The organism is Rhodococcus xishaensis (assembly GCF_004011825.1).
Classification (GTDB): domain Bacteria; phylum Actinomycetota; class Actinomycetes; order Mycobacteriales; family Mycobacteriaceae; genus Prescottella; species Prescottella xishaensis.
The window spans coordinates 253,818-280,315 of record NZ_RKLO01000002.1; the positions used below are offsets into that span (position 1 = coordinate 253,818).

General features: G+C 66.1%; 21 protein-coding genes and 6 tRNA genes. 6 read left to right on the plus strand and 21 right to left on the minus strand.

The window, feature by feature from the left end:
* Window positions 1–27 precede the first annotated feature (27 nt).
* Complete coding sequence (gene dxs, locus EGT50_RS05625) at window positions 28–1,968, plus strand: 1-deoxy-D-xylulose-5-phosphate synthase (RefSeq protein WP_127951607.1); 1,941 nt, start codon at window positions 28–30, stop codon at window positions 1,966–1,968.
* A gap of 6 nt (window positions 1,969–1,974) precedes the next feature.
* On the opposite strand, the gene EGT50_RS05630 is transcribed toward dxs, so the two are convergent.
* The 7 genes from EGT50_RS05630 to EGT50_RS05660 form a co-directional block, all read right to left on the minus strand.
* Window positions 1,975–3,570 (minus strand): oleate hydratase, encoded by a 1,596-nt coding sequence (locus EGT50_RS05630; RefSeq protein WP_127951608.1) that lies wholly within the window; start codon window positions 3,568–3,570, stop codon window positions 1,975–1,977.
* Between the two features lie 298 nt (window positions 3,571–3,868).
* Window positions 3,869–5,305, minus strand: coding sequence for a sugar porter family MFS transporter (locus EGT50_RS05635; RefSeq protein WP_127951609.1), 1,437 nt, complete (start codon window positions 5,303–5,305; stop codon window positions 3,869–3,871).
* A gap of 241 nt (window positions 5,306–5,546) precedes the next feature.
* Complete coding sequence (locus EGT50_RS05640; protein WP_127951610.1) at window positions 5,547–7,652, minus strand: 3-hydroxyacyl-CoA dehydrogenase NAD-binding domain-containing protein; 2,106 nt, start codon at window positions 7,650–7,652, stop codon at window positions 5,547–5,549.
* The gene (locus tag EGT50_RS05645) at window positions 7,653–8,879 is read right to left on the minus strand and encodes a thiolase family protein (RefSeq protein ID WP_127951611.1); all 1,227 of its coding nucleotides are present in this window, start codon (window positions 8,877–8,879) and stop codon (window positions 7,653–7,655) included.
* 121 nt (window positions 8,880–9,000) lie between these two features.
* Window positions 9,001–10,233 (minus strand): HRDC domain-containing protein, encoded by a 1,233-nt coding sequence (locus EGT50_RS05650; RefSeq protein ID WP_127951612.1) that lies wholly within the window; start codon window positions 10,231–10,233, stop codon window positions 9,001–9,003.
* Window positions 10,234–10,339: 106 nt separating this feature from the next.
* A complete protein-coding gene (locus EGT50_RS05655; protein ID WP_164873351.1) occupies window positions 10,340–11,761 on the minus strand; it encodes a WS/DGAT/MGAT family O-acyltransferase in 1,422 nt (473 codons plus the stop codon).
* Between the two features lie 324 nt (window positions 11,762–12,085).
* A complete protein-coding gene (locus EGT50_RS05660; protein WP_127951613.1) occupies window positions 12,086–12,676 on the minus strand; it encodes a DUF3000 domain-containing protein in 591 nt (196 codons plus the stop codon).
* Window positions 12,677–12,794: 118 nt separating this feature from the next.
* Here EGT50_RS05660 and hemE point away from each other — a divergent pair, with 118 nt between their 5' ends.
* Genes hemE through hemQ form a run of 3 tightly spaced genes read left to right on the plus strand, consistent with a single transcriptional unit; the run spans window position 12,795 to window position 15,935 of the window.
* Window positions 12,795–13,862 carry a uroporphyrinogen decarboxylase gene (hemE, locus tag EGT50_RS05665; protein ID WP_206615767.1) on the plus strand — a complete coding sequence of 356 codons (1,068 nt, stop codon included), beginning with the start codon at window positions 12,795–12,797 and terminating at the stop codon, window positions 13,860–13,862.
* Entirely contained in the window at window positions 13,859–15,235 is a 1,377-nt protein-coding gene (locus EGT50_RS05670) for a protoporphyrinogen oxidase (protein ID WP_127951615.1), read from the plus strand. The genes hemE and EGT50_RS05670 overlap by 4 nt, the downstream gene beginning before the upstream one ends.
* 4 nt (window positions 15,236–15,239) lie before the next feature.
* On the plus strand, window positions 15,240–15,935 hold the full coding sequence (gene hemQ / locus EGT50_RS05675) for a hydrogen peroxide-dependent heme synthase (protein ID WP_127951616.1): 696 nt from the start codon (window positions 15,240–15,242) through the stop codon (window positions 15,933–15,935).
* Here the strand turns inward: hemQ and EGT50_RS05680 are convergent.
* From EGT50_RS05680 to EGT50_RS05705, 6 genes are all read right to left on the minus strand, one after another.
* The gene (locus EGT50_RS05680; RefSeq protein WP_127951617.1) at window positions 15,919–16,611 is read right to left on the minus strand and encodes a hypothetical protein; all 693 of its coding nucleotides are present in this window, start codon (window positions 16,609–16,611) and stop codon (window positions 15,919–15,921) included. The genes hemQ and EGT50_RS05680 overlap by 17 nt on opposite strands.
* Window positions 16,608–16,970 carry a PadR family transcriptional regulator gene (locus EGT50_RS05685; protein ID WP_127951618.1) on the minus strand — a complete coding sequence of 121 codons (363 nt, stop codon included), beginning with the start codon at window positions 16,968–16,970 and terminating at the stop codon, window positions 16,608–16,610. Before EGT50_RS05685 ends, EGT50_RS05680 begins: the two co-directional genes overlap by 4 nt.
* A gap of 89 nt (window positions 16,971–17,059) precedes the next feature.
* Window positions 17,060–17,497, minus strand: coding sequence for a peptide-methionine (R)-S-oxide reductase MsrB (gene msrB, locus EGT50_RS05690; RefSeq protein ID WP_127951619.1), 438 nt, complete (start codon window positions 17,495–17,497; stop codon window positions 17,060–17,062).
* Window positions 17,498–17,531: 34 nt separating this feature from the next.
* Window positions 17,532–18,782: a glycosyltransferase family 87 protein gene (locus tag EGT50_RS05695; protein WP_127951620.1), complete on the minus strand. Its 1,251-nt coding sequence runs from the start codon at window positions 18,780–18,782 to the stop codon at window positions 17,532–17,534.
* A 50-nt stretch (window positions 18,783–18,832) separates the two neighbouring features.
* On the minus strand, window positions 18,833–20,407 hold the full coding sequence (locus tag EGT50_RS05700) for an alpha/beta fold hydrolase (protein ID WP_235870597.1): 1,575 nt from the start codon (window positions 20,405–20,407) through the stop codon (window positions 18,833–18,835).
* Complete coding sequence (locus EGT50_RS05705; RefSeq protein ID WP_127951621.1) at window positions 20,400–21,197, minus strand: pyrimidine reductase family protein; 798 nt, start codon at window positions 21,195–21,197, stop codon at window positions 20,400–20,402. The genes EGT50_RS05700 and EGT50_RS05705 overlap by 8 nt, the downstream gene beginning before the upstream one ends.
* 22 nt (window positions 21,198–21,219) lie before the next feature.
* On the opposite strand from EGT50_RS05705, the gene zapE reads away from it, so the two are divergent.
* Window positions 21,220–22,233: a cell division protein ZapE gene (gene zapE / locus EGT50_RS05710; RefSeq protein WP_127951622.1), complete on the plus strand. Its 1,014-nt coding sequence runs from the start codon at window positions 21,220–21,222 to the stop codon at window positions 22,231–22,233.
* A 44-nt stretch (window positions 22,234–22,277) separates the two neighbouring features.
* Here zapE and EGT50_RS05715 read toward each other — a convergent pair whose 3' ends face one another.
* The 7 genes from EGT50_RS05715 to EGT50_RS05745 all read right to left on the minus strand — a co-directional run bounded on the left by EGT50_RS05715 (window position 22,278) and on the right by EGT50_RS05745 (window position 24,993).
* A complete protein-coding gene (locus tag EGT50_RS05715) occupies window positions 22,278–22,808 on the minus strand; it encodes a GNAT family N-acetyltransferase (protein ID WP_127951623.1) in 531 nt (176 codons plus the stop codon).
* Window positions 22,809–22,947: 139 nt separating this feature from the next.
* Window positions 22,948–24,168: an MFS transporter gene (locus EGT50_RS05720; protein ID WP_127951624.1), complete on the minus strand. Its 1,221-nt coding sequence runs from the start codon at window positions 24,166–24,168 to the stop codon at window positions 22,948–22,950.
* A gap of 321 nt (window positions 24,169–24,489) precedes the next feature.
* Window positions 24,490–24,564 (minus strand) — tRNA-Val (locus tag EGT50_RS05725).
* Window positions 24,565–24,628: 64 nt separating this feature from the next.
* Window positions 24,629–24,704 (minus strand) — tRNA-Gly (locus EGT50_RS05730).
* Between the two features lie 44 nt (window positions 24,705–24,748).
* A tRNA-Val gene (locus EGT50_RS05735) sits at window positions 24,749–24,823 on the minus strand.
* Window position 24,824: 1 nt separating this feature from the next.
* Window positions 24,825–24,895: transfer RNA gene (locus EGT50_RS05740), tRNA-Cys, on the minus strand.
* Window positions 24,896–24,920: 25 nt separating this feature from the next.
* A tRNA-Gly gene (locus EGT50_RS05745) sits at window positions 24,921–24,993 on the minus strand.
* A 427-nt stretch (window positions 24,994–25,420) separates the two neighbouring features.
* Here EGT50_RS05745 and EGT50_RS05750 point away from each other — a divergent pair.
* Window positions 25,421–25,492, plus strand: a tRNA-Val gene (locus EGT50_RS05750).
* Between the two features lie 164 nt (window positions 25,493–25,656).
* On the opposite strand, the gene EGT50_RS05755 is transcribed toward EGT50_RS05750, so the two are convergent.
* Complete coding sequence (locus tag EGT50_RS05755; RefSeq protein ID WP_235870598.1) at window positions 25,657–26,367, minus strand: SIMPL domain-containing protein; 711 nt, start codon at window positions 26,365–26,367, stop codon at window positions 25,657–25,659.
* Window positions 26,368–26,498 lie beyond the last annotated feature (131 nt).

Consider the following 26,498-nt stretch of genomic DNA (forward strand, 5'->3'; position numbering starts at 1 on the left):
GTAAACCTGCTGGAGGGAGCGATCTCGTTGGGTGTCCTTGACCGCATCCAGACGCCTGACGACCTGCGTCGGCTCGATGCCACGCAGATGAAGGAGCTCGCTGCGGAGATCCGCGAGTTCCTCGTCCACAAGGTGTCCGCCACCGGTGGCCACCTCGGCCCCAACCTCGGTGTGGTCGAGTTGACTCTGGCGTTGCACCGCGTGTTCGATTCGCCGTCCGACCCGATCATCTTCGACACCGGCCACCAGGCCTACGTTCACAAGATCCTCACCGGCCGCAAAGACGAGTTCGACTCGCTCCGCAAGCAGGGCGGGCTTTCCGGTTACCCTTCGCGCGCCGAGAGTGAGCACGACTGGGTCGAATCGTCACACGCGTCCGCTGCGCTGTCGTACGCGGACGGGATGGCCAAGGCGTTCGAGTTGTCCGAGCAGCGCCACCGTCACGTCGTCGCGGTCGTGGGTGACGGCGCTCTGACCGGCGGCATGTGCTGGGAGGCTCTCAACAACATAGCTGCCGGCAAGGGTCGGTCGGTCGTCATCGTCGTCAACGACAACGGCCGTTCGTATGCGCCGACGATTGGGGGTCTCGCCGACCATCTGGCCTCGCTGCGCCTGCAACCCGGTTACGAACGCATGCTCGAGGGTGGCCGGCGCATGGTCAAGGAGACGCCGTTGGTCGGACAGGCCGCCTATCAGCTGTTGCACGCGATGAAGGCCGGTCTCAAGGACGCAGTCAGCCCCCAGGTGATGTTCACCGATCTCGGTATCAAGTACCTGGGTCCGGTCGACGGGCACGACGAGGCCGCCATGGAGTCGGCACTGCGCCGTGCGAAGGCCTTCGGTGGTCCGGTGATCGTGCATGCCGTCACCCGCAAGGGCATGGGGTATGCCCCCGCCGAGAACCACGTCGCCGACCAGATGCACGCGACTGGTGTCATGGATCCGCTCACCGGCAAGTCTCGCGGTGCGTCCGCACCCGACTGGACTTCGGTGTTCTCCATGGAACTGATCGAGCAGGCCGAGCAACGGGACGACATCGTTGCGATCACCGCCGCGATGCCCGGCCCCACCGGTCTTGCCGCTTTCAGGGAGCGTTTCCCGGAACGGATGTTCGACGTCGGCATCGCCGAGCAGCATGCGGTCACGTCGGCCGCGGGTCTCGCCCTCGGCGGGATGCATCCGGTGGTCGCCATCTACTCGACGTTCCTCAACCGTGCCTTCGATCAGCTGCTCATGGACGTCGCACTGGTGAAGCAGCCCGTCACGATCGTGCTGGACCGATCCGGCGTCACCGGACAGGACGGCGCGAGCCACAACGGCGTGTGGGATCTGTCGCTCCTGGGCATCATCCCGGGCATCCGGGTCGCGGCTCCGCGTGATGCCGCGACGCTGCGCGAAGAGCTGCAGGAGGCCCTCGCGGTTGACGACGGCCCGACGGTGATCCGGTTCCCCAAGGGCGCGATCGGCGAGGACGTCCCGGCGGCTCGGCGCCTCGACGGCGTCGTGGACGTGTTGCAGATGCCTGAGGGTGACCGTGGTGATGTCCTGTTCGTCGCGGTCGGTTCCTTCGCGGGCATCGCGCTCGAGACGGCAGAGCGGTTGAGCCAGCATGGCATCACGGCCGCGGTGATCGATCCGCGCTGGGTGCTGCCGGTGCCCGAGTCGGTGGTCAAGCTCGCAGAGAACTTCAGGATGGTCGTCACGATCGAGGACAACGGTCTGCACGGCGGGATCGGGTCGACGGTGTCGGCGGCACTTCGCGCAGCTGGTGTGGACACTCCGTGTCGGGATCTAGGCGTGCCGCAGCAGTTCCTCGATCACGCGACGCGCCAAGAGGTGCACCGCGAACTCGGCCTCACTGCCCAAGACATCACCCGGCAGGTAACCGGGTGGGTGGTCGGGCTGGACCGCGTCGAGACCGGTGGCGGTTTGGACAAGGTCGACGGGTCCAACCCGAGCATCGGGTAGCCGCCCCTAGCGAAACGCCGCTTCGAGCGCCTTGACGCCGACCTTCGGGTCGAGCAAGCCGTGGTAGATCGGCGGAATAGGTGCAGTCACGTCGAACAAGGTGTAGACGGCGAGCATCGCTCCGCGCACCGAGTATTCGATGGTGAACGCGACGTCCTCGGGCAGATTGGTGAACTGACCGAGGAACGCGAAGTTTTCGGCGCCGTCCGGGATCACCTTCGGGCGGTCCTCTGGGACGCGTCGGCTCAGCAGCGCCGACGCGTAGGGCATCATCACAGTCGTGACGTCGGTGGTGGCGAGCACCTCGTCGAGCAAGTCCTCGAAGCCGTACTGGTGGATGAGTTCGGTGAGGATCTCCTTCCCGGTGGCCTCGGACATCTTCTTCCGCACGTAGTCGCCTTCGTTGTCAATGTCGAAGCCGCATCCCCACAGCGTGTAGATGCCCTTGGGCTGCTCGGGGAAATGCGGTTGGTGGGCAACGACGGCAGACAGGGTCCACCCCGATTCGAACCACGTGGTCAACCCGCCTGTGCCCGGTTGGTTTCCGGTGTACTCGGCGATGCGGCGCAGGAGCGCATCGCCACGCATCGTCAGTGTGAACGATTCCCACTTGTTCTCGTCGATGTTGCCGTAGAAGGTGTTGGGTCGACCGAAATCCGTTGCCTTCTTTGCGATCTCCTCCCACAACGACCAGCCGTGGTCGACCCGGTCGCGGACGAGGGCGGGCACATCGTCGTTGCCGCCGTACGTGGTGTCCGAGGTGATGGAACCGAGCCCGAGGAACGCGAAGTCGTTCTCGCCGAGTTCGATGGTGGATCTTCCGTTCGCGTCCTCGATGTGCAGCCTGGTCGCTCGGCGCAGCTGTCCGGTCTGCGTGAAATCGACATCGAGCACGCGCGTCGCGAAACGAACGTCGACGCCACGCGCCCACATCCAGCGTTGCAGCGGGACGACCATCGAGTCGTACTGGTTGTAAACGGTCCGGCGGGCCCCGGAGAGTGTGTGGATCCGCGGGAACTCCTGGACGAAGCGCAGGAAGTAGCGCCGCAGTTCGGCGGCCGAGTGCCACTCCTGGAACGCGAAGGTGGTGCGCCACATGTGCCAGAAGTTTGTCGTGAAGAAGTGGCCACCGAACATCTCGTCGATCCGTCGCGCCCCGAGAGCGCGTTCGGGAACGCTCAGCAGGCGCACCATCTCGAGCCGGTCCCGATTGTCCAGGCCGAGCTTCGATGCGTCGATGATGTTGTGCCGCGCGTCGATCAGGCGGGCCTTCTCGTTCGTCTTGACCTTTGTGCTGAAGTCGACAATCTCCTGGCGGACGCTGATGTCGGGGTTCTCGAGCGCCGGAATCGACTCGAACAGGTTCCAGGTGCACTGATAGGTCTCTTCCTCGAGGATGCGTCCGCCACGGCTGACCCAGCCGTCGGTGACGGCGGGGGAGCGGGTACCGTCGAGCGAGCCGCCTTCGATGTCGAGTTCCTCCAGGATGTGTATGTTCTCGCCGGGGACTCCGGCATCCCGGATTGCGAAGGCAGCGGCGGCCATTCCGGCGATGCCGCCACCGACGATCCAGAGGCGGGCCTGTTTCGGGTCGACACTCACATCGATTCCTCCGGCCGCGGCGGTGGGCCGATTCTCGAGTGGCCCCGGGGGACGACGCGGCACCGTCGTCGGGCGGCACACCGATACGGACACGTCCGGCGACGCCGGGTGCCGCACGGTCCAGCGTCGCGAGGATCCATCACCAGTGTCGGCCGGGTAGTGCCGAAGCGTCAACTGATGCACGCGCGAGACCCGGTGCTCGACGGGTTACGGTGCCCAACAGGCGATTCGCGCGCTACGAACGGATCCGTAACGCGCGGATCCTGGAATCGGACAGATGCGAGCCCGGCGCTCGAGATCAGCCGGCCTGCTCGAGGGTGCGACCTCGCGTTTCGGTGACGAATTTTCGGACGATGACGATGGAGAGCAGTGCCATTGCGGCGTAGCCGGCGTAGGTGATCGACAGGTTCCAGTCTGCCAGCGACGGAAATGATACCGACACAACGAAATTCGCTATCCAGTTCGACGCGGTCGCGACTCCGACCGCCGCGGCGCGAGCCCGGTTGGGGAACATCTCGCTGATGAGGACCCACACGACTGGGCCCCAAGACAGTGCGAAGAAGAAGACGAAGGTGTTCGCGGCGATCAGTGCGACGGTGCCGTTGGCAGTGGACAGGGTCGCCACGGACTCCCCGATGTCGTTCGTGGTGACGGTTGCCGAACTGAAACTGACGGCTGCGGTGGCGAGGGAGACCGCCATGCCGACCGAGCCGATCAGCAGCAGCGGTTTGCGTCCGATCCGGTCGATTGCCGCGATGGCGACGAAGGTGCCGAGGATGTTGACCAGGGCGCTGACGACGCTGATGAGCAGCGAGCGATCCTCACCGAACCCGACCGCCTGCCACAGCGTGTTCGAGTAATAGAAGATCACGTTGATGCCGACGAACTGTTGCAGCGCGGCCAGCGTGATGCCCACCCAGACGAGCGCCGTGACGCCGAACGACTTGGTGAACAGTTCCCGCTCACCGATGTGGGTGTGCTCAGCGCCGAAGGATTCGTAGATCTCCTCCATTCGGCGTGCCACGACCTCGTCGTTGCCTCCCTCGAGCTCCGCGATGATCTGGCGGGCGGCATCCTCGCGCCCGCACCGCACGAGGTGCCGGGGTGACTCCGGGATGGTCAGGGTCATGACGAGATAGAGCAGGGCCGGCACGGCTTCGATCGCGAGCATCCACTGCCAGGCCTCGACGCCGAGCAGTTCTCCCCGCGCACCGCCGACCGTCGCCGAGACTGCGTAGTTCGTCAGCTGAGAGATCGCGATGCCGAGCACGATTGCCAGCTGGTACATCGACCCGAGTCGCCCGCGTATCGCTGCAGGTGCGATCTCCGCGATATACGCCGGCGCAATCACCGAGGCGAATCCGACGGCAACTCCGCCCAAGATTCGCCACAGCGTCAGGTCGATGATTCCGAAGGGAAATGCGGAGCCGAACGCTCCCACGGTGAACAGCACGGCCGCGATCTGCATCACCCTGATGCGGCCGAGCCGGTCGGCGATGCCGCCGGCGATCCATGCGCCGACTGCGCAACCGAGCAGCGTCAGCGACACCGTCAATCCGGTCGCGGCGGCGCCGATGTCGTACCGGTCGCGGATCGCGCCTACGGCGCCGTTGATGACTGCGGTGTCGTACCCGAAGAGGAAACCGCCCAGCGCCGCTGCCGAAGAAAAGAGAACGGCCAGCCCGACGGCCGCGTGAGCGGCCGGGGGCTGGCCGGCAGTGTCAAGATTAGACATTTGCGTGCCTCCCGTCAGGAGAAGTGTCCAGATTGCACGCTACGCCGGATTAGTTCGTTCGTACCCTAAAACTTTTGGGTGTGTGGCGGTTCGCAACGTCTCCGACGATCCGGGGTCCCACCAGCTGCGATTCGCCCGTTTGGATGCCGAAAGGGGCGCACTCCCGGAACGGGAGTGCGCCCCTTTTTTGGGTCGAGCCTGACCCTTCCTTGGGTCGAGTCAGACCGTTTCTTGAGTTGTGTCAGACGCTCGCGACGCCCTCGGCCAGGAACGGGGTGCCGTTCACGGCAGCCGAAGTACCGGTGCGGTCCAGGTACGGCGTGATGCCGCCGTTCCAGAAGCCGAAGCCGCCACCCAGGATCAGGCACAGATCGATGTCTTCGGGAGCGGCGACCACGCCCTCGTCGAGCATGATCCGGATCTCCTCGGCGAATGCGCGCCGGGTGCGCTCGAGCACCTCTTCGGCCGTCGACGGCTTGTCGCCCTGCTGCCACAGCGCCGCGACCTCGGGGTCGATGACCTGACCCTGGTCGGTCCAGGTCCACACGCCCGTCTTCCGGGCCTCGACGATGGCCTGGAGTCCCGGCGACGGCTTGAACCGCTCCGGGTAGGCGGCGTGGAGGGTCTCGCCGGTGTGCAGCGCGACCGCGGGGCCGACGAGAGCGAGCAACGCGAGCGGCGTCATCGGCATGCCGAGTTCGGTGATCGCGTTGTCGGCGACGTCGAACGGGGTGCCCTCGTCGACGGCGTTCATGACCTCACCGAGTGCGCGAGTGAGCAAGCGGTTGAACACGAACCCGGGCAGGTCGGCGCACAGTACGGCCGACTTCTTCAGTGCCTTCGCTGTGGCGAATGCCGTTGCGAGAGTTTCGTCGTCGGTCTGTTCGCCCTTGATGACCTCGAGTAGCGGGAGCACCGCGACGGGGTTGAAGAAGTGGAAGCCCACGACCCGTTCGGGGTGCTCGAGGTCCGCGGCCATCTCGGTGATCGACAGCGACGAGGTGTTCGTGGCCAGGACGGTCTCGGGAGAGATGTGCTCCTCGAGCTCGGCGAAGACCTTCTTCTTGACGTCCATGTTCTCGAAGACGGCCTCGATCACGAAGTCGGTCTTTGCGAACGCGGCCTTGTCGAGCGAGCCGGTGACAAGTGCCTTGAGGCGGTTCGCGCCGTCCGGGGACAGGCGGCCCTTGGCGAGGAGCTTGTCGATCTCGTCATGGACGTAGCCGACACCCTTGTCGATGCGCTCCTGGTCGATGTCGGTGAGGATCACCGGCACCTTGAGCTGCTTGACGAACAGCATCGCCAGCTGGCTCGCCATCAGGCCCGCGCCGACGATGCCGACGCCGGAGATCTTGCGGGCCAGCGACTTGTCCGGTGCGCCGGCGGGACGCTTGGCCCGACGGTTCACCAGGTCGAATGCGTACAGCCCGGCGCGCAGCGCGTCGGTCATCAGCAGGTCGGCGAGCGCCTCGTCCTCGGCGGCGAAACCGGCATCCAGCGACTTCGCGTCGGAGATGTCGGTGGTGCGGGCGAGCTCCAGCAGCTCGACCGTGCGAACCGCACCGGGTGCGTTGTTCTTGGTCTTGCCCTCGACGATCGCCTTGGCGCGTGCGATGGCATCGTCCCACGCCTGGCCGCGGTCGATCTCCGGGCGGGCGGGGGTGACCTCACCGGCGAGCACCTTCGCGGTCCATGCCAGGGACTGCTCGATGAAGTCTGCCGAGCCGAGCACGACATCGGCGATGCCGAACTCGAGTGCCTTCTTCGAGTTGATGACCTTGCCGTTGTTGAGCGGGTTCTCGACCGCCATCGTGACGGCGTTGGACGGCCCGATCAGGTTGGGCAGCAACTGTGTTCCGCCCCAGCCGGGCACCAGGCCGAGCATCGCCTCGGGGAGGCCGAGGGCGCCGACGTTGTCCGCGAAGGTGCGGTAGTGGCAGTGCAGGCCCACCTCGAGTCCGCCGCCGAGTGCCACACCATTCACGAACGCGAAGGTCGGCACGGTGGACTCGCGCAGGCGGCGGAACACGCGGTGGCCGAGACGGCCGAGCTCGAGGCCCTGCTCCCGCGCGGTGATACTCGGAACGCCCTTGAGGTCGGCGCCTGCGGCGAAGATGAACGGCTTGCCGGTGACGGCGATCGCGCTCGGCTTGGCGTCGAACGCCTCGTCGAGCGCCTTGTCGAGGGCCAGCAGACCGCGCGGGCCGAAGGAACTCGGCTTGGTGTGATCGAAGCCGTTGTCGAGGGTGATCAGTGCGACCGGGCCGTCGATGCCGGGAACGGAGACCAGCTTGGTGTAGGCGTTGGTGACGACCTCGTCGGCGAAAGCGTTTGCGATGTCGGTCATTTACTTGGCTCCCGCTTCATAGGCTGCATAGTCCTTGTGGTTGGGGTTCTCCCAGATGACGGTGCCGCCCATACCGAGGCCGATGCACATCGTGGTGAGGCCGTAGCGGACGTCGGGGTTCTGTGCGAACTGACGCGAGAGTTGCGTCATCAAACGCACGCCGGAGGACGCGAGCGGATGGCCGCAGGCGATCGCTCCACCCCACTGGTTGACACGTGGGTCGTCGTCGGCGATCCCGAAGTGCTCGAGGAAGGCGAGCACCTGCACCGCGAACGCCTCGTTGATCTCGAACAGTCCGATGTCCTCGATCTTCAGGCCGGTGCGGGCCAGCAGCTTCTCAGTGGCGGGCACCGGGCCGATGCCCATGACGGCGGGGTCGACGCCCTGGAAGGCGAAGCCGACCATTCGCATGCCGACCGGCAGGCCCAGTTCGGTGGCGGTGTCCTCGCCGGCGAGGAGGCACGCGGTAGCGCCGTCGTTGAGCCCGGCAGCGTTACCGGCGGTGATCCGGCCTGCCGGACGGAACGGGGTCTTGAGCTTGGCGAGGTCCTCGACCGTGGTGCCGGGGCGCGGCGGCTCGTCTTCGGTGGCCAGACCCCAGCCCGCCTCGGAGCGGGTCGCGACCGGTACCAGGGTGTCGCCGATCCACCCAGCCTTCTTGGCGGCCTCGAACTTGTTTTGCGACGCTACGGCGTAGGCGTCGGTGCGCTCCTTGGTGATCGACGGGAACCGGTCATGCAGGTTCTCGGCGGTGTTGCCCATCACGAGTGCGCTCTGGTCGACCAGGCGGTCGGCAAGGAAGCGCGGGTTCGGATCGGCACCCTGACCCATGGGGTGCCGGCCCATGTGCTCGACGCCGCCGGCGATCGCGACGTCGTACTGACCGAAGCCGATGCCGGACGCGGTGGTCGTCACGGCGGTCATGGCGCCGGCACACATGCGGTCGATCGCGAAACCGGGCACCGTCTCGGGCAGCCCCGCAAGGATCCCGGAAGTGCGGCCGATCGTCAGACCCTGGTCTCCGGTCTGGGTGGTGGCAGCGATCGCGACCTCGTCGATCTTCGCGGGATCGAGCTGGGGATTGCGGCGCAGCAGCTCTCGGATGGACTTGACGACCAGGTCGTCGGCGCGGGTCTCGGCATAAATGCCCTTCGGTCCGGCCTTGCCGAACGGCGTACGGATGCCGTCGACGAAGACGACGTTTCTTTGACTAGCGGAAGCAGCCACGCTGGATTCCTCCTGGCGACAATGATGTGGTCACTGCGGGTGCGATGACCCGGCACGCACCACTCTAGCGCTAACTACCGACCAGTAACATATGGCGCGACAGTTGGATGGTTTCCGCTGTTCAGGGTTGTGTCCGGACGGCCCCGGCGAGGATCGGCACGGTCAGCTTGCGTTGCCACGGGCGCGCGCCTGCCGCGGTGAGGATCTCGTCGATGACTGCGGTCGTATCTCGCTCGGTGGCCGGGGGGTCCCAACACACGCGCCGCACCAGTTCCGGGCTGAGGAGATTCTCGACGGGCACGTGGACGCGCTCGCTCAGGCTCGCGATTTCGGCCTTGGCCGTGCCGAGTCGGGCCGCGGCGTCGGGGTTGCGCTTTGCCCAGCGGCTGGCCGGTGGCGGACCGGTGAACGGTTGATTGACCGGTGGAAGTCCGTCGACGGGAAGCGCGCGGGCGCGCTCGAGCGCCGCTAGCCAAAGCCGAGACGTTCGGCGCTGACGTGGTCCGCCGAACACCGGCAGTGCCCTGAGCGCTTCTAGGCTGTTCGGGTCGGCACTGGCGGCGGCCACGATCGCCGAGTCCGGCAGAATGCGGCTTGGGGAGATGTCGCGCTTGCGGGCGATCTCGTCGCGAGTCGTCCACATTTCACGGACTGCGGCAAGCTGGCGGGGGCTCTTGAGGCTGTGGATCTGTGAAGTTCGGCGCCACCGATCGGGTTTGGGCTGCGGGGGTCCGGTCTGGCGGACGTGCTCGAACTCCTCCGCTGCCCATTCGATTTTTCCCTGCGCTGCAAGCTCTTTCGCCATGGCGGCGCGTAGTTCGAGGAGAACTTCGACGTCGAGCGCGGCATAGTTGAGCCACGCTTCCGGGAGCGGGCGCGTAGACCAATCGGCGGCGCCGTGCCCTTTACGCAGTTCCAGCCCGAGGGTGCGTTCGACGATTGCCGCCAGTCCGACGCGCTCGAAGCCTGCGAGTCTGCCGGCCAACTCGGTGTCGAACAGCTTCGCCGGTTCGAGCCCCAGCTCGGCCAGGCACGGCAGATCCTGATCGGCCGAGTGCAGGATCCACTCGAGGTCGTTGATCGTCTCCCGTAGTGGCGCCAGATCCGCAGCCGTCGGGATCGGGTCGAGCAAGAACGTCCCAGCGCCTGCCCGTCGCAGCTGCACGAGGTAGGCACGGGACGAATAGCGAAAACCCGATGCCCGCTCGGCGTCGACGGCAAGCGGACCGCTGCCCGCCTTCAGTTGCTCGGCGGCGTCACGGACGCCGGCGCCGCTCTCTATCACCGGTGGCACCCCGTCGGCCGGAACCAGCAGTGGTACGGGTTGGGAGGCGGGCTCGGTGGTGTCTGGCATAGGCAAAAACTCTACGTGGCTTTGGCGGTGCAAGCCCGAGTCTGCGCGGAGGACAGGCTCATCCCCCGTGGGTGGTCAACCGTTCGTGATCAACGAGGGACGGGTGTCACGAAGAGGCTGCGGACCGCTTCCGCTTCCGGGCGTGCGTTCGTGCGGCCTTGACGAGTTCGGCGAGGGCTTCCGAGAACGCATCTGCGAGGTCCCACAGGTGGGGCGCGAGTTCCTTGCAGGCAACGAGACCAACGTTGAGGCGACCGTTGAGCGACATCACCGTCACGTTGAGTCCGGCGCCGTGAAAGACCGGTCCGAGGGGATACATCTGCTTGATGCGCGCGCCCATGAAGTACAGCGGCAGCGGGGGACCGGGCACGTTCGAGACCACCAGGTTGTGCACCACGGGATGACGTTCGGCCAGCTTCAACGAGGCATACACCCGCATCGCGCTCCCGAACACGGCCGGCGCGGCGAACTGCGCCCAGTCTTGTAGGAGCGTCGCACCGAGCGCTTCGTTGTGGTCCTTGTTGATCGTGTTGCGTTCCGCGATCATGTAGAGCCGCTCGATCGGATCGGCGATGTCGGTGCCGAGTTGGGTGAACATCGCCGAGATCTGGTTCGTTCCGGGGCGATCCGACTTGTCGTGTACGGAGACCGGGACGATCGACACCAGCGACTCGTCGGGCAGTTCGTCGCGGTTCTCGAGGTACTTGCGCAGCGCGCCCGCGCACATCGTCAACACCACGTCGTTGACCTTGACTCCGAAGGTGTTCTTGACGAGCTTGACGTCGTCGAGGCTCAATTCTCCGTACGCGATGCTTCGGTGTCCGGTTATCGCACCGTTCAGCGAGGTGCGCGGAGCGGTGAACGGTGCCGGCATGGCCTCGCCCTTGCGGGCCCTGTCGATCCAACGGGGCAACAGGGCCAGGCTGCCTGGCAGCATCTTGGCCATCCTCAACGGTCGTGAGACGAATGCCAGCATGCCGTCGATGGTGATATCGAGCGAGCTGGCGGTACCGGCACCCTTGGGACGATGGTCGAATTCCGGTCGGGGAGTGTCGGGTTCGAGGCTGCACAGTTGAGACATCAGGTTGGCCCCGGTGACACCGTCGACGTTCGCGTGGTGCATCTTCGACATCACCGCGATGGAGCCGTCCTCGAGACCTTCGATGAAGAACATTTCCCACAGCGGGCGGGTGCGATCCATGGGCTGGCTCGCGATCGATCCGCACAGCTCGGCCAGTTCCTCCCGGCCACCCGCGGGGACGGCGATCCGGTGGACGTGCCGCTCGATGTCGAAATCGGAGTCGTCGACCCAAACCGGATGGTCGAGGTTGAATCGTGAGTCCTCGAGGCGTCGCTTGAAGCTGGGCATCGTCTCCACGCGAATCGCGAGTTCGTCGCGCAGTTTCGCGAACGAATAGCCACCGGGAATCGTGGACCCGTCCAGGATGATCAGCCCGCACACGTGAAGCATCTGGGTCGGGGTTTCGAGGTAAAGGAAGCTGGCATCCATTCCGCTGAGTCTCTCCATGCAGTTAACGGTAGAACTGGTTCTAACTACTCGCTCACCATGTGACAAAGGTCATGGTTGAACACATATGGAAGAGTTAGTCCAAGTTCTTGTTTCAACGACTGGTTACTGCCAGGCGCATAACGGGTGAATGCGCAGGCACTCGACCCGGCATGCCGCGCCGCAGACGACGTCTCGGTGCCGTCGGCTGACAGGCTGAGGTTGCTCCATAGTTGCTCACGGCCACCGCGGTCCATGCGGGGTGCCTGCGGGCGCGCCAAGCGCTATGTCCATTGGCTGGGCTGTGCGGGCGCGCAGCTGCGAGTGCCGTCGGGAAGAGTGTGGCTAGCGGCCCCGTCTGTCGAGCTCGGTGACTCCCGCGGGCGGGAGGCCCGCGGCGAAAGCGAGGACGTCGCAGAACGCCTCGACGTGCGAGGTCAGATCCGTCGAAGTCGGGGTCCACGACGCCCGCAACTCGAGTTGGTGGGATCGCGGGGGACCCGCGATGTCGCCGTACCGCACTGAACTGGTCGACGTGACCGTGCCGCCCAGCGCGACGATCTCGTCTGCCTTCACCTCGAGCGCATCGACGAGCCAACTCCAGGCGACCTCGGGGAGTAGTGGGTCGTCGGCGAGCGCGGGCTCGAGGTCAGCTTGGATGTACGCGACCAGTCGCATGGTGCCGTTCCACGCCTCGTCACCATTGGGGTCGTACAACAGGATCAGACGTCCGAACGCCTCCCCGTCGGTGGGCTCGGCGATAGCACCGGCGTCGGGGTGGCGCACCTCGGCGCCGATCGCGTAGCTGTACGGCGCGAGCCGCTGCGGTGGGCGGATCGGACCGACCGCTATCTCCGGGTGAACCACGGCCGAGTTCATGGCGTCGACGGCGGCGCGGAACGGGGCGGGTTCGTTGGGTAATCCCGGCGGTGTCACACAAGCGGACGTTAGACGCCGCACCTGGTAGCGCGGTGGAGGCGCGCCGATTCTGAGCCCGCGAGGCGCCATGGCAGCATGGAGCGCGATGAGCGGCTTGGAAGATACGAATGCAGGCATGACCGGGCGCGCCGAGTACCCCGCTCGACGGGTTCTCGACGACGCACCATTGTTGGCTGCGGCCAACGGCCGTCCGGTGAAGCATCGACCCGTGTGGTTCATGCGCCAAGCCGGACGCTCGTTGCCGGAGTATCGGAAGATCCGGGCAGGGATAGGGATGCTCGAATCCTGCTTCGACCCGGAACTGGTCTGCGAGATCACGATGCAACCCGTGCGGCGGCACAAGGTCGACGCGGCGATCCTGTTCTCCGACATCGTCGTTCCGCTCAAGGCGGCTGGCGTCGATCTCGATATCGTGGCGGGCGTCGGACCGGTTGTAGCGAATCCGGTGCGGTCGAGGGCCGACGTCGAGACGCTGCCACGGCTGGTCCCCGAGGAGGTAGGCGCCGTCGCACAGGCGGTGCGTCTGCTCACTACGGAGCTGGGCCCGACGCCGCTGATCGGTTTCGCCGGTGCTCCGTTCACACTCGCGTCGTACTTGGTCGAGGGCGGCCCGAGCCGCAACCACGAGCGGACCAAGGCGCTCATGCACGCCGACCCCAAGACGTGGCACTCACTGCTGGGCCGCATCACCGACATCACCATCGCGTTCCTGCAGGCGCAGCTGCACGCCGGAGTCGACGCGATGCAGCTGTTCGACTCCTGGGCCGGTGCGCTGTCGCTGGCCGAGTACCGCGAATTCGTGCTGCCGCACTCCGAGCGGGTGTTCGTCGAGGTCGAGTCTGCCGGTGTGCCGCGCATCCACTTCGGTGTGGGCACCGGCGAGTTGCTCGGCGTGATGGGCGAAGCCGGTGCCGACGTCGTCGGCGTGGACTGGCGCATCCCGCTCGACGAGGCGGCCCGCCGCGTCGGACCGGGCAAGGCGCTGCAGGGCAACCTGGATCCGGCCGTGCTGTTCGCAGGCTGGGACGCTGTCGAGAAACAAGTCCGGCGGATCTGCCGTGAGGCGGATGCCGCGATCGCGGCCGGTTCAACCGGGCACATCTTCAACCTCGGACACGGGGTTCTTCCCGAGACCGATCCGGCGGTCCTGACCGACGTCGTGGAGTTGGTGCATTCGTTGTGACCGGTCGACGGATCTCGGTAGCGGTCGTCGGTGGCGGCATCACCGGGCTGGTCGCCGCGTACCGGCTGCGTCAGCAGCTGGGTGCCGACGCCGAGATCACCATCATCGAGGCGGAGTCGCGATTCGGTGGCAAGCTGCGCACGGTGCCACTCGGTGGCGGACCAGTCGACGTCGGCGCGGAGGCGTTCATCGCCCGAAGGCCCGAGGTTGCCGAACTGATCGGCGAACTCGGCCTCGAGGAACAGTTGGTCCATCCCGCCGGACGCCAGCCGCTCATCTGGTCCGGAGGACACCTGCACCCCCTGCCCACCCGCACCCTCATGGGCATCCCGGCGGACGCGCAATCAGTTGCGGGCCTCGTCGACGCCGACACCCTCGCGCGCATCGCCGCAGAACCGTCCGAGCCGTTCGAGTGGGACGACGTCGCGGACATCGACGTCGCGACTTTGGTCGCCGGTCGCTTCGGCGAGCAGGTGGTGCGCCGCAGCGTCGACCCGCTGCTCGGCGGCGTCTACTCGGGCCTGTCCGACTCGATCGGAGTCCGGGCCGCACTCCCCGCACTTGCGGCCGCGCTCGACTCGGGTGCGACCAGCCTCACCGCCGCGGTGTGCGCGGCCCTGCCGACACCGTCTCCTGGTCCCGTGTTCGGAACCCTGCGCGATGGCTACGGAACACTACTCGAGGCGCTTCGCGACGCGGCCGACCCGCGTGTGGTCATGGATGCGCCCGTCACGGGCCTGCGCCGAGACGAGGGAGGCTGGTGGCTCGAGCCGGTCGGTCACGTCGACGGCGTCGTCCTCACCGTTCCCGCCCCGAACATGGTCCGGCTCGTGGCCGAGTCGGCTCCGCGACTGGCCGCGGCTGCCCGGGACATCGAACTCGCGTCCTCCGCGGTCGTGGCACTGGCCCTGCCTCGCGACAACGCCACCGAGACCGGGATTCCGGAGAACTCCGGCATCCTCGTTGCGACGGGAGAATCTCTGGGCGCCAAAGCATTCACGCTGTCGAGCCGCAAGTGGCCACACCTCGCCACGCGAGACGTCGCGCTGGTGCGCGCCTCGTACGGCCGGTTCGGCGACGCGGCCGTGGTCGACGCACCAGACGCCGACCTGATCGCGATGGCGCGAGCGGACCTCGAGACGGTCACCGGCGTCCAGGTCGAGCCGGTCGATGCGTTCGTCCAGCGTTGGCACGGCGGACTGCCGCAATACGCGCCCGGCCACCTCGACCGGGTCGCGGCGATCGAAGCCGCGGCCGGTGAGATCGACGGCCTCGAGGTCGCCGGCGCCTACCTGCACGGGGTCGGGGTTCCGGCGTGCGTGGAGTCGGCGACCACGGCCGCGACACGCCTCGCGGCGCGAGTGGCAGGATGAGGCCATGGCACGCCTCGACTACGACAAGCTCAATTCCACTCTCCGCTACGCGATGTTCTCGGTCTTCCAGGTTCAGCCCGGCGTCCTCGGCGAGGACCGCGCTGCCGCGGTTAAGAACGCCCAGGACTTCTTCGACTCCTTCGAGGACAGTGACGTCGTCGTGCGCGGCATCTACGACGTCGCAGGCGTCCGGGCCGACGCGGATTTCATGATCTGGACCCACGCGGAGCGGCTCGAGGACCTGCAGAAGCTGTATGCCGACTTCCGTCGCACTACCGACCTGGGGCAGGCGAGCGACCCGGTGTGGTCCAACGTCGCGCTGCACCGCCCGGCCGAGTTCAACAAGAGCCACGTTCCGGCGTTCATCGCGGGCGAGGAGCCGGGCAACTACCTCTGCGTGTACCCGTTCGTGCGCTCCTACGAGTGGTACCTGCTGCCCGAGGCGGAGCGCCGCAAGATGCTCGCCGATCACGGCAAGGCCGGCCGTGGCTACCCGGACGTGCGTGCCAACACGGTTCCTGCGTTCGCGCTCGGTGACTACGAGTGGATCCTTGCGTTCGAGGCCCCCGAACTCGACCGCATCGTCGACCTGATGCGTGATCTGCGCGCCACCGAGGCCCGGATGCATGTGCGTGAGGAGACCCCGTTCTTCACCGGCCCACGCGTGTCCGTCGAGCAGTTGGTCAACTCGCTGCCGTAACCGCAGTCCGCGGGCGGGTGGCGAAGTAGCGGGCGAACGTCGCCGTTGCGGCGAGAACGATGGATACGACTGTGATCACTGCGACGAAGGTTCCAGGCTCGGTGGTGAATCCGAGTGCCCGGGCAACCCCGACCCCCGCCGCGGTCGCCACCGCCGCGCCGGCCGGCAGGATGGCAGCGAGCCACTTGGCGGTGCTTCCCGAGCGCGGATCGCGCACTTGGCGCAACGTCATGAACGTGACGTTGACAGCGAGTAGATATGCGAGCAGTGCGGTCACTGCGTACAGGCCGAGGATCACGTAGGGGGGTATGACCCAGATGGCGGTCGTCGTCCTCGTGAATTCGATGAAGAGGACCGCACCCTGTACTGCGAAGCCCACGGCGATGCCAACCATGGTGGCTGGGACCACCAGCAGAACGCGCAGGGATCGTCCGGACAGCCCGCGTTCGTCGGCCCATGCCCGTAGGGTGTGCTCGGGGTCTTCGCCAATGACCGTGCTGGCAGGCAGGCCAGCCGCGCCGGCGGCGGTCAGTTCGGCCGACAACTCGGCGAGCAGGACACGGCGGTCCGCGGGCCGCACCGCCGCCTTGCGCCAGATGCGGGCAGCGTGCCGCAGGATCCGCGGATCGGCCTCCGGCTGTGACGGTTCGGTCGGTTCGTAGTTGTCCTCGTTCACGAATGTTCCTCCCCTGATACGGTTTCCGAATTCGGACCCAGTAGTGCGTCGACACTCTTGGCCACCTCGAACCATTCGGCTGTTCCCTCCGTGAGTGCCTTTCGGCCGTCGGCGGACAACGAGTAGTACTTCCTCGGCGGGCCCGATTCGGAGCGGCGGCTCTCGGATTCGACCAATCCGGCCTTCTCGAGGCGGGCGAGCAGTGGGTAGGACGAGCCTCCCGCTACCAGCAGGTCCTGCTCGGCCAGTCTTTCGGTGAGTTCGTAGCCGTAGACGGGTCGTTCCCGAAGCACGGCGAGCAGGCAGAGATCGAGCACTCCTCGCAGGATCAGGCTGCGGCGCTCCACCGATGGACTCATGTACAACAAGGTAGCAGTAACTTGGTAAGCAAGCTACTCGTTTCGAGAAGGTGCCCCGGTCGTCGACCGGCTGCCGGTGGAGCGGAGTTCTAAGAGCCGTCCGCGGACTGCAGTCGCAGCGAGATGCTGTTGATGCAGTAGCGCTTGTCGGTCGGGGTCGGGTAGCCCTCACCCTCGAAGACGTGCCCGAGATGGCTGTGGCAGTTGCTGCACAGGACCTCGACCCGTCGCATCCCCAGCGAGTTGTCGGGGCGCAGGATAACGGCATCGGAGTCGGCAGGGTCGAAGAACGATGGCCACCCGCAGTGTGACTCGAACTTCTCGGAGCTCCGGAACAACTCGGCGCCGCACCCGCGACACGTGTACACGCCCTCGGTCTCGGTGTTCGTGTACTCGCCGACGTGCGGTCGTTCCGTTCCGGCTTGCCGCAGCACGTGATACTCCTCCGGAGTCAGGTTCGCCCGCCACTCGGTGTCGTCGCGACGGAACTTCGGCTCGGGGAGACCGGAATCCTGTGTCGAACTCATGGCTCCAAACTAATACGTGCCGCCAGCGGTTGCGTCAGAGCTTGGCCGGTGTGGGTCTCGGCTCTGGCCCGTCGGTGACGAGGAAATCGGGGTCGATGCCGCGATCCAGGCGGCCCTCCCGTCTTGCGAAGAGGTACCGGTTCACGAGCACGGCGAACACGACGATGAGCAGCAGGCTCCAGCCCAGCGTGGGTTTGAGGTATTCCGCTGCCCGACCGGCTTGCTGGAACCGATGCGAGATCCAGTCGTCGGCACTGAGGACGCCGTACAGTGCGAGCCACGCAGGCCAGTTGCGGATCACCGAGTTGCGGAGCACCACGGTCATCACGAGCGGGAAGAGCAGCATCGAGTAGTACAGCTGGCCGAGCGAGCCGAGCAGGAACGATGCGGTCAGCAGCACTCCCGAAGCGGTCGCAACGAAGAACAGTTCGTCGTTGCGGTAGTACCGGTAGAGCAGCCACAGGGAAACCGCGACCATGGCGGCGAACCCGATGCGCAGTGCCCAGATCAGCGCGACGGGCAGTCCGTAGTACGTGCCGTTGCCGACGATCGCACTGTTGAAGTAGTCGCGCGACTCCGTCAGGTACGGCACCGTGTGGTGGACGAACTCCATCGGGTCCACCGACAGCGGCCACGCAATAGCGGTCAGCACCAGCGGGATGCCGACAGCCGTGACGAACACCTTCCACTGACCTCGCACGAGGGGCAACAACATCAGCGGCGCCAGAATCGGCTTCACTGCGAAGGTCAGACCGATTGCCGCGCCAGACCACAGGTCCTTGCGACGGAGCATCAGGAACAGGAAGGCGATCTCTCCGAGCAGAACCAGACCGTTGATGTTCGTGAACACCAGTGTGTTCGTCACCGTCTCGGTGGAGAAGGCGGCCAGCAGCGTGATGGGTGCCGCGACGGAATTCAGCGCCAGGTTGAACATCTTGAGCAGCAGATACAACGCGATGATTACAGCGATCGCATTGACCAGGATGAACAGCCAACGCGACTTCTCCGGATCGATGATCGCGATCGGTGCCATGAGCAGCGTGCCGCTCGGCGGGTAGAGATAGTGGGGATCCACCGAGTTGAAGTTGGCGGTGTAGACCTCGCGACGATTGAGGAACGCCAGGGCGGCCTGATAGACGGGCGCAAAGTCGTCCGTGACGGATCCGTTGACGGCCCTGATGACCACTCGATGGATCACCGTCATCACGGCGATGGGCCACAGCGCGAAGTTGATGACCTCGGCGGTGGTGCGGCCGGTACGCGGCTCGAATCGTCGAAGGAACACGACGGCACGTTACACCGTTGGCCGAGCGCACTGGGCTGGGCACCCCCAGCTCAGGCCGGACACGCGCTTCCGTTCGACGGCAGCGTCGCCGAATCCAGGTAGCGATCGAGAGCCTGACGCGCGCAATCAGAGTGCGTGACGACTGGGTGCCCGTACCCTTCCCAGGTCACACTCGACCATCGGGCACCCGCACTGGACAGGCTGCCGGTGACCGTCGCCAACCCGCCGTCGCCGATGACAGGGTCCGCCGCGCCGCTGAACACGAGGACGGGAACCGGGATGGTGCTGGGTAGCGGGGGTGGCGCCATGGTCGGCCAGGCGGCACAACGCATCAGAGCCACGGCGGCGTCGGCGCCGAAGACCGGGTACTTCGCTGCCCATGTCTGCTGTAGCTCCACCACGCGTCCCGGACCGGGCCACTGCTGGCCGTCGCTACACCGCGCCACGAATTGGCCATCGGTGCCAACCGCCGTTTCCGTGGTATCGATCAGATCTTGGAGGGGCGCGACGTCGCCGCGCTCGGCGGCTGCCAGGACGTCCGCCAACTCACGTACCCGCGTGGCCTGGTCACCCCGAGGCGACCCGATGAATGCCGAGACGGCGGTGAGTAGGGAACTGGACGACACCGCGCCGAGGTTCCCGGCGTCCGCTTGGTCGCGAAGTGCCGTGATCGTCGCGGTCGGGTCCGGACCGAGAGAGCAGTTCAACGCCGCACACCGGCGGCTGAAGTTGGCGAGCGCCGCTTCCTGCCCCTGGACTCGCTGTTCGGCGGCAGTTGCGGCGTCAACGGCGGTCGCGGGGGGTGCATCGAGCACCAGCCGCCCCACATGCGCCGGGTACTTCGCGGCGTAGGCGAGTGCGACGGCAGCGCCGTTGCCGGTGCCGAGCAGACCCAAGCCGTCAACCTCCCACAGCTCACGCAACTGCTCGAGGTCGTCCGCGGCGTGCGCGGTGTCGAAGGCGAGTTCGTAGGGCTGCAGGGCGTCGGTGCACTCCACCGTCGCGTCCCGGCCCAACGCGGCCACCTCGTCGACGTTGGATACGTCGCCGGCCGTGAACTGCCCGAGATCGGCGAGTGCTCGACGTTCGGCCGTCGAGAGGCAGTCGAGTGGCGTCGAGGCGCCGATGCCGCGTCGGTCGATCGCGACGATCGGCTGCTGTTCGAGCAAGCTTGCACTCGGGCCGGTCGCCAGCGCCGCCAGTGTGCTCGACGACGCCAGATCCGAACCCGATGTGAGAACGAGTGGTGCGGCACCGTCTGGGGTCTGCGGCAGCCGGGCACGCATCGCGCCGATCTCGATCAGATGTGTCATGCCTCTGGACGTGTCGACGGATGTGGTGAAGCCAGCGCACTCGAGCGACAGTCCCGCTGGACCCGCACCGAGGCCGAGAGACCCGAGGGTGGCGTCCTTGCAATCGGACCAGTCGAGATCCCGCACAGGGGCCTGCAGTTGCGGAATCTCGGTGGCCGTTTCGGTCGTCGGTGCGGAACCACCGCCTTGTTCGACGATGGCGACTTCGGGTCGGTCGGAGGGCCCGGCGCCACACGCCGTGCAGACAGCCAGGACAATCGCGGCCACCCCGATTCTGCGCATGTCGAACAGCCTGCCAGGTCGCTCACTCATCGCGGGCCCGCACCCATCGTGTGAACAGGGTTCCGTCGTCGTCGCCGAGAACATGCACGCAAGTCATCGGCGTCGGACAAGCGCTGGCGGAGACGGCGATCCGTCCGGCGCCGCCGGCGACCAGTTGCGGCGAGGTCGTCAGGCAGAGTTCGTCGACGACACCGTCGGCGATGAGCGTGCCGAACAGCCCCGGTCCGCCCTCACACAGCACCCTGTGAAGCTTCCGACGCCTGAGGGCGGCGACGATCGCGGAACCGGTGATAGCGCCCTCGGAGACGACCTCGACATCGGCGCCCGCGGTGCGCAAACCAGCGAGGTCTCCGGCATCGAGGCGGGCCGATGTCATCACCAGCGGCGGCACGGCGGTCTCGGTGAACAGCCTCGACGTCGGATCGAGCCGTCCGCTCGCGGTGACAACCGCGATCGGTGGGACATCGGCGAGCCCGTGGTCGCGTCGTCGGGCTGCCAGCGCATCGTCGGTGCGTGCGCCGCCGTAGTTCTCCGCACGGACTGTGCCGGCGCCGACGACGATCACGTCGGCAAGCTCGCGTAGAACGTCGTACACGCGCTTGTCTGCGGGAGTGCCGAGCCGTGCGCTGGAGCCGTCGATGGTCACGGCACCGTCGATGCTGGAGATGAAGTTGACACGCACCCAGGGCCTGTCGAGCGGTGTCGGATAGCCGTACAGAGACCGCAGGTCTTCGTCGCGCAATTCGGGCGGCCGGTTGCTGCCAGCCTCGTCCCGTGTGAGGTAGCTCGCAATATCCAGGCGGTGCACGTGTTCGATCACAGCACGTCTATACGCTCAGTGCATGTATGCGCGTCTCGTCGATCGCGATCCGGTGGTGCCGGCCGATCAGTTGGTAGCTCAAATGGTGCCCCCGGCGATGTTCGACGAGGTCAGTTTCGCGTCCTATATTCCCGATCCCAAGGAACCGAGTCAGGCCACTGCGGTTCGTAAGGCCGAGGAGTTCTCCGGGAAGGTCGCCAAGATCCGTGGCGGTGGCCGACGCGGCCTGTTCGGGCGCAAGGCTCAGACGACGGGTGCCGGCCTGTACCTCGACGGTGGTTTCGGTGTCGGCAAGACGCACCTGCTCGCATCGATCTTCCACAGCTCGCCGTCTCCCAAGGCATTCGGCACGTTCGTCGAGTTGACGCACGTGGTCGGCGCACTCGGCTTCACCCGTGCTGTCGAGGAGTTGTCGTCGCACAGCGTGCTGTGCATCGACGAGTTCGAGCTCGACGATCCGGGTGACACGATGCTGATCTCCCGCCTGTTGACCGAGTTGTCCGCGCGTGGGGTCTCGATTGTCGCGACGTCGAACACGCTGCCCGGCCAGCTCGGCGAGGGCCGGTTCGCTGCGCAGGACTTTCTGCGCGAGATCAAGAAGCTGGCCTCGATCTTCGAGACCATCCGCGTCGACGGACCCGACTATCGCCACCGCGACCTGCCGCCGGCGCCCGAGCCCACCGACGACGCAGACTTGCTCGAGCGGGTGAAGTCGATCGGCGGTGCCACACTGGACGACTTCGACGAGCTGTGCGCGCACCTGAGCACGCAGCACCCCTCCCGCTACGGCAAGCTCGTCGAGGGGATTCCGGCGGTGTTCCTCAAGGGTGTGCGCGCGGCGGAGGACCAGTCCGTCGCACTGCGCCTGGTCGTCCTCGCCGACCGTCTGTACGATGCCGGCATCCCCGTCACGGTGTCCGGTGCGAAGCTCGACGAGATCTTCACGCCGGAGATGCTCGCCGGCGGTTACCGCAAGAAGTACCTACGTGCCACGTCGCGTCTGCTCGCACTGTCGCGTTTCGAGGTCGCTGCCTGATCGACCCGGCACGTGCGGCCGCCCGGTGGCGGGTGACGCGGCGGTCAGATGCTGCGCTGCATCACGAAGTCGTGGAGGGTCTGAGCGCCCACGCGAAATGTTCTGGTGCCGACCTTCTTGAAGCCGTTCTTGACGTAGAAGCGTTGCGCCCGCTCGTTCTCCTGGTGGACGCCCAGCCACACACCGGCGCAGTTCGCGTTGCGAGCGTAGTCGACCACGGCGTTCATCAGGGCCGCAGACACTCCCGAGCCGTGCCTCTCGGGCAGCACGTACAGCTTGCTGATCTCGGTCGTCGGTTGCAATGACACCGCAGACCGGACGTCCTCGTCCTCGGGGGCGCCGTCGACAAGCATCACATAGCCCACGATCTCGCCGTTGCTGGTCGCTTTGAGGACCGTGCGAGTCGGGTCGGTGAGGTACTCGCTGAACTTTTCCGCCGAGAGAACGTTGTCGATGAATGCTGCGATGTCCTCGTTCGTCGCGTGCGGTGGGCAAGCGAGTGGGAAGGTCGCCGCAGCGACATCGGCGAGTGCCTCCGCGTCCCAGAGTCCGGCGCGGTCCACGGAAATCGTCACAACTTCACCTCGAGTGCATGGTCGTCCGTCCCGTTAGTACACCATTGTCCGGGACGGACGTGTTGACACCGTCTGAGATGGTGGGCGCGGCGCCGACACCGTCCGGGTGGACGCGCCTGCACTGTACGGCTGCGCCCGATCAGGACGCGCTGGACGTCGATTCCGCCTCGGGTGCAGCAGGAGAGACCTGCCTCGGCGCGAAGGCGGGCGCGAGCAAGAACAACGCAGCCGCGAAAAGCAGCGGAGCAACGAAGCCGATGCGGAGATCGGTGGCCCACGCCATGCCCCCGATTACCGCACCGCCGATCACGGTGCCGGCGTAGTTGAACATGTTGATCCGCGCGATGACGGCATCGGTCTGGTCCGGCGGCGCGAGTCGTCCTGCCGCGCTGAAACACAGGGGAGCGACGACGGGGACGCCGAGGCCCACCACGAAGAACCCGATGATGGCGACGGCCGGGGCCTGTGCAAGCACGACTACGAGCAAGCCGACCACGCTGACCGCTGCGCCGGCGCGGACCACGGCGATCTCGCCGAATCGGCGCACCCAGAAGTCGCCCGTCAGACGGGAGATCAGTGCGGTGATCTGGTATGCCGCCATCGCGAGGGCTGCGGTGCTCACGTCGGACAGCAGCACTTCCTTGAGGTACAGCGCCGACCAGTTGGCGATTCCGAAGTCGATCGCATAGAAGAGCACCATCGCGACCCCGAGCGCGAGGAACGGCCACAGGGGAACCGATAGGGGCCCGGCCGGGGCGTCGGATGTTCGCTGATGGCCTGTGTGCAGGAGCCGCGGTCCGATAGCCAAACATCCGATTGCGACGACCACGGCGGCGGTCACCACGCAGACCTCGACAGAGAGTCCAAGTCCGGAACACGCAGAGACGAACAGCGCACCCAGGATCGCACCGACGCTCCAGGCTGCGTGGAACGACGACAGGATGACCCGTCCGTAGGCGTGCTGGATGGACACGGCCTGCATGTTGGCGGCGGCATCGACCATGCCCAGTCCGATCCCGTAGAACGCGAACGCCGCGAGGAACGCCGTTGTCGAGGAGGCGAAGGCAATGACGACCGCGGCGGCGGCGATGACGAGCAAGCCCACCCGCAGCGTGGTGCGGCTGGACGTGGCCTTTGCGAGTTGCTCAGCGACCACGCTTCCAACGCCGGCCACGATGGACACGCCGACCACCGCGCCCACGACGAGACTGTCGCTGAACCCTAAGTCGTCCTTGAACTGTGGAAGCTGGGTGAGCAGCGCGGCCAGCATGAACCCTTGGAGACCGAAGGCGACCGCTGCGGAAGTTCGCGCCCGGCTGAGGGTGTTCGCGTTTCGATTCACTGGACGAGTGTCCAACATTCAGCCACGTTTCGTGGCGTCTTTGGCCCCCTGTTCATCAGGGCGAAACAGCAATTGCCGTACCGGAGTTGGGTGACGATCTCGACTTGGCGCCACGGTGGCGCGCCAAGATCTTGGCGCTGAATAGGTCTGGAACAGACGTGGGCCCCAGCCGTGGATGGGGGTCTTGGCTGGGGCTCCGCACCATCAGGGGGATGGCACCAACGACAATACATGAGGAATTCCTCATGTTCGAGTCGAATCGACGGAAGGTGGATTCGACTCACGAAGGACGCACACACAAGAGAAGGGGCACCTCCGCTTGGAGGTGCCCCTTCTCGGTGGTGCGCGATACTGGGATTGAACCAGTGACCTCTTCCGTGTCAGGGAAGCGCTCTCCCGCTGAGCTAATCGCGCGGGTCTACAGATGCGAAAGCCCTTGGAATCCTGGGGCTTCCTGGTCGGCCTCGACGGCCGACCGTGGAGCGGATGACGGGATTCGAACCCGCGACCCTCACCTTGGCAAGGTGATGCGCTACCAGCTGCGCTACATCCGCATGTTCTTCACTCGAGCTTCTCGGCAGCATACCGCCTCGAAACTTGGTGCGCGATACTGGGATTGAACCAGTGACCTCTTCCGTGTCAGGGAAGCGCTCTCCCGCTGAGCTAATCGCGCGAGGTGGAGACGGGAATCGAACCCGTGTGCACGGCTTTGCAGGCCGTTGCCTCACCACTCGGCCACTCCACCATAAAAGGTCGAGTCCAACCTCTCGAGCGGATGACGGGATTCGAACCCGCGACCCTCACCTTGGCAAGGTGATGCGCTACCAGCTGCGCTACATCCGCATTTGCTCCGGTGGGCTACATCGCGTCCCCGGTGCGGAGAGAACATTAGCGGACCACTCGAGAATGGCACAAACCAGCTGGTCAGAGGTAGAACGGTGGCGCTTGCCGAGGTTCGCGCAGGTGTGCGAACGGACCGATTCGAGATCTTGTCACGTTCGGCCGTTCGTCGTCGGCGACCACCGCGTCCATCTGTTCGCAGCGTCCGCTCGAAAACGATGTCGACCTTCATCAGTGTCCTCAGGAATCAAGGTTCGTGTCGTCAGGAATCAAGGTTCGTGTCCTCAGGAACCAAGGTTCCCGCCGTTGCCGCATCGATCTTGATCGGGGGTGGGTGGATCGAAGCGAATTACAACCAGGGGATTCGTACTCGGCTGCTGGTGCGTGTTAGTGTTTCGTCTCGTTCAGCCGCGAGTCGTTGTCGTGGCTCGGTCCCGTGGCTCAGTGGAAGAGCGTCCCGTTCACACCGGGGAGGTCGCTGGTTCGATCCCAGCCGGGACCACTGCAGGAAGAGGCTCCGTCCGGTGTATCGGATGGAGCCTCTTCCGTTTTTATGCCTCCTCCGCTTTCGACCTCTTCCCCTCTTCTGCGTGAGTCGCGTCTTCTGGGTGAGTCGCGTCTTCTGGGTGAGTCGCGTCTTCTGGGTGAGTCTCGGATACGGGCCCGTCAGCGGATCTCGTACGTCACCGCGACGTGCACGTCGAGTTCCTGTGAACCCGGCTCGATGGGAACCACATCCATCCTGGCTTCAGGCGACGCGTACGGGATGGGCGCACCCGGGGCGGCCGCGGGGATCTCCACGATGGACCGCACCCTGCCGAGCGTCACCCCAGCCGCGTCGGCGATCTGTCGAGCCTGCGCCTGGGCCTGCTGGACCGCCTGTGCCCTCGCCTCGGCGCGCAGTTCACCGTCGTCGGCGATGGAGAAGGTTGTCTGTTGGATCCGTATCGCGTCGCCGACTGCGCTGGCCGCGGCGTCGATGACTTCGCCGGCCGCAGGGATGTCGTGCAGGGTTGCGGTCACCTGATTGGTGACTCGATAGCCGCTGATCTGCGCCCCGCCCTGTTCCCAGATCGGATTCACTGCAAGATTGCTCGTCTGGATGTCCTCTGCGGCCACCCCGTTGCTCTTCAGCGTGTCGATGAGGTCAGTGGCCTTCTCGGAGTTCTCATCCAGCGCCGCCTCCGCGGTCGAGGCTTGCGTTTGGACGCCCAGTACCACGGTGAGGGTGTCCGGGGTTCCCGTTACCGTGCCGGTGCCCTGGGAACTGATTCCAGCTGGTTGACCATCCGCCGGGTCCGACGGACCCCTCGAGCAGCCCGTGAGGACCAGGATCGAAACGGCGGTGGCGCCGGCAGCCATGAGGACACGGCCCATTCGTTGTCTGTACATTGGCTCACTATCCACCAGTGCCCGCGGCGACGCGCCCGAATCGTCGGGAGCGATCGAGGGCACGCGCGTCGGACGGGCGCCGGGTGCACAGTCGTGGCACCCTCACGTCTGGGTAC

Excerpts from the sequence above, each read along its gene's own strand:
- EGT50_RS05635 (WP_127951609.1), bottom strand. The coding sequence starts at position 5,305 with ATGTCTAATCTTGACACTGCCGGCCAGCCCCCGGCCGCTCACGCGGCC.
- EGT50_RS05640 (WP_127951610.1), bottom strand. The coding sequence starts at position 7,652 with ATGACCGACATCGCAAACGCTTTCGCCGACGAGGTCGTCACCAACGCC.
- EGT50_RS05650 (WP_127951612.1), bottom strand. The coding sequence starts at position 10,233 with ATGCCAGACACCACCGAGCCCGCCTCCCAACCCGTACCACTGCTGGTT.
- EGT50_RS05655 (WP_164873351.1), bottom strand. The coding sequence starts at position 11,761 with ATGGAGAGACTCAGCGGAATGGATGCCAGCTTCCTTTACCTCGAAACC.
- hemE (WP_206615767.1), top strand. The coding sequence starts at position 12,795 with ATGACCGGGCGCGCCGAGTACCCCGCTCGACGGGTTCTCGACGACGCA.
- hemQ (WP_127951616.1), top strand. The coding sequence starts at position 15,240 with ATGGCACGCCTCGACTACGACAAGCTCAATTCCACTCTCCGCTACGCG.
- EGT50_RS05685 (WP_127951618.1), bottom strand. The coding sequence starts at position 16,970 with ATGAGTCCATCGGTGGAGCGCCGCAGCCTGATCCTGCGAGGAGTGCTC.
- msrB (WP_127951619.1), bottom strand. The coding sequence starts at position 17,497 with ATGAGTTCGACACAGGATTCCGGTCTCCCCGAGCCGAAGTTCCGTCGC.
- EGT50_RS05700 (WP_235870597.1), bottom strand. The coding sequence starts at position 20,407 with ATGAGTGAGCGACCTGGCAGGCTGTTCGACATGCGCAGAATCGGGGTG.
- zapE (WP_127951622.1), top strand. The coding sequence starts at position 21,220 with ATGTATGCGCGTCTCGTCGATCGCGATCCGGTGGTGCCGGCCGATCAG.
- EGT50_RS05720 (WP_127951624.1), bottom strand. The coding sequence starts at position 24,168 with ATGTTGGACACTCGTCCAGTGAATCGAAACGCGAACACCCTCAGCCGG.
- EGT50_RS05755 (WP_235870598.1), bottom strand. The coding sequence starts at position 26,367 with ATGGGCCGTGTCCTCATGGCTGCCGGCGCCACCGCCGTTTCGATCCTG.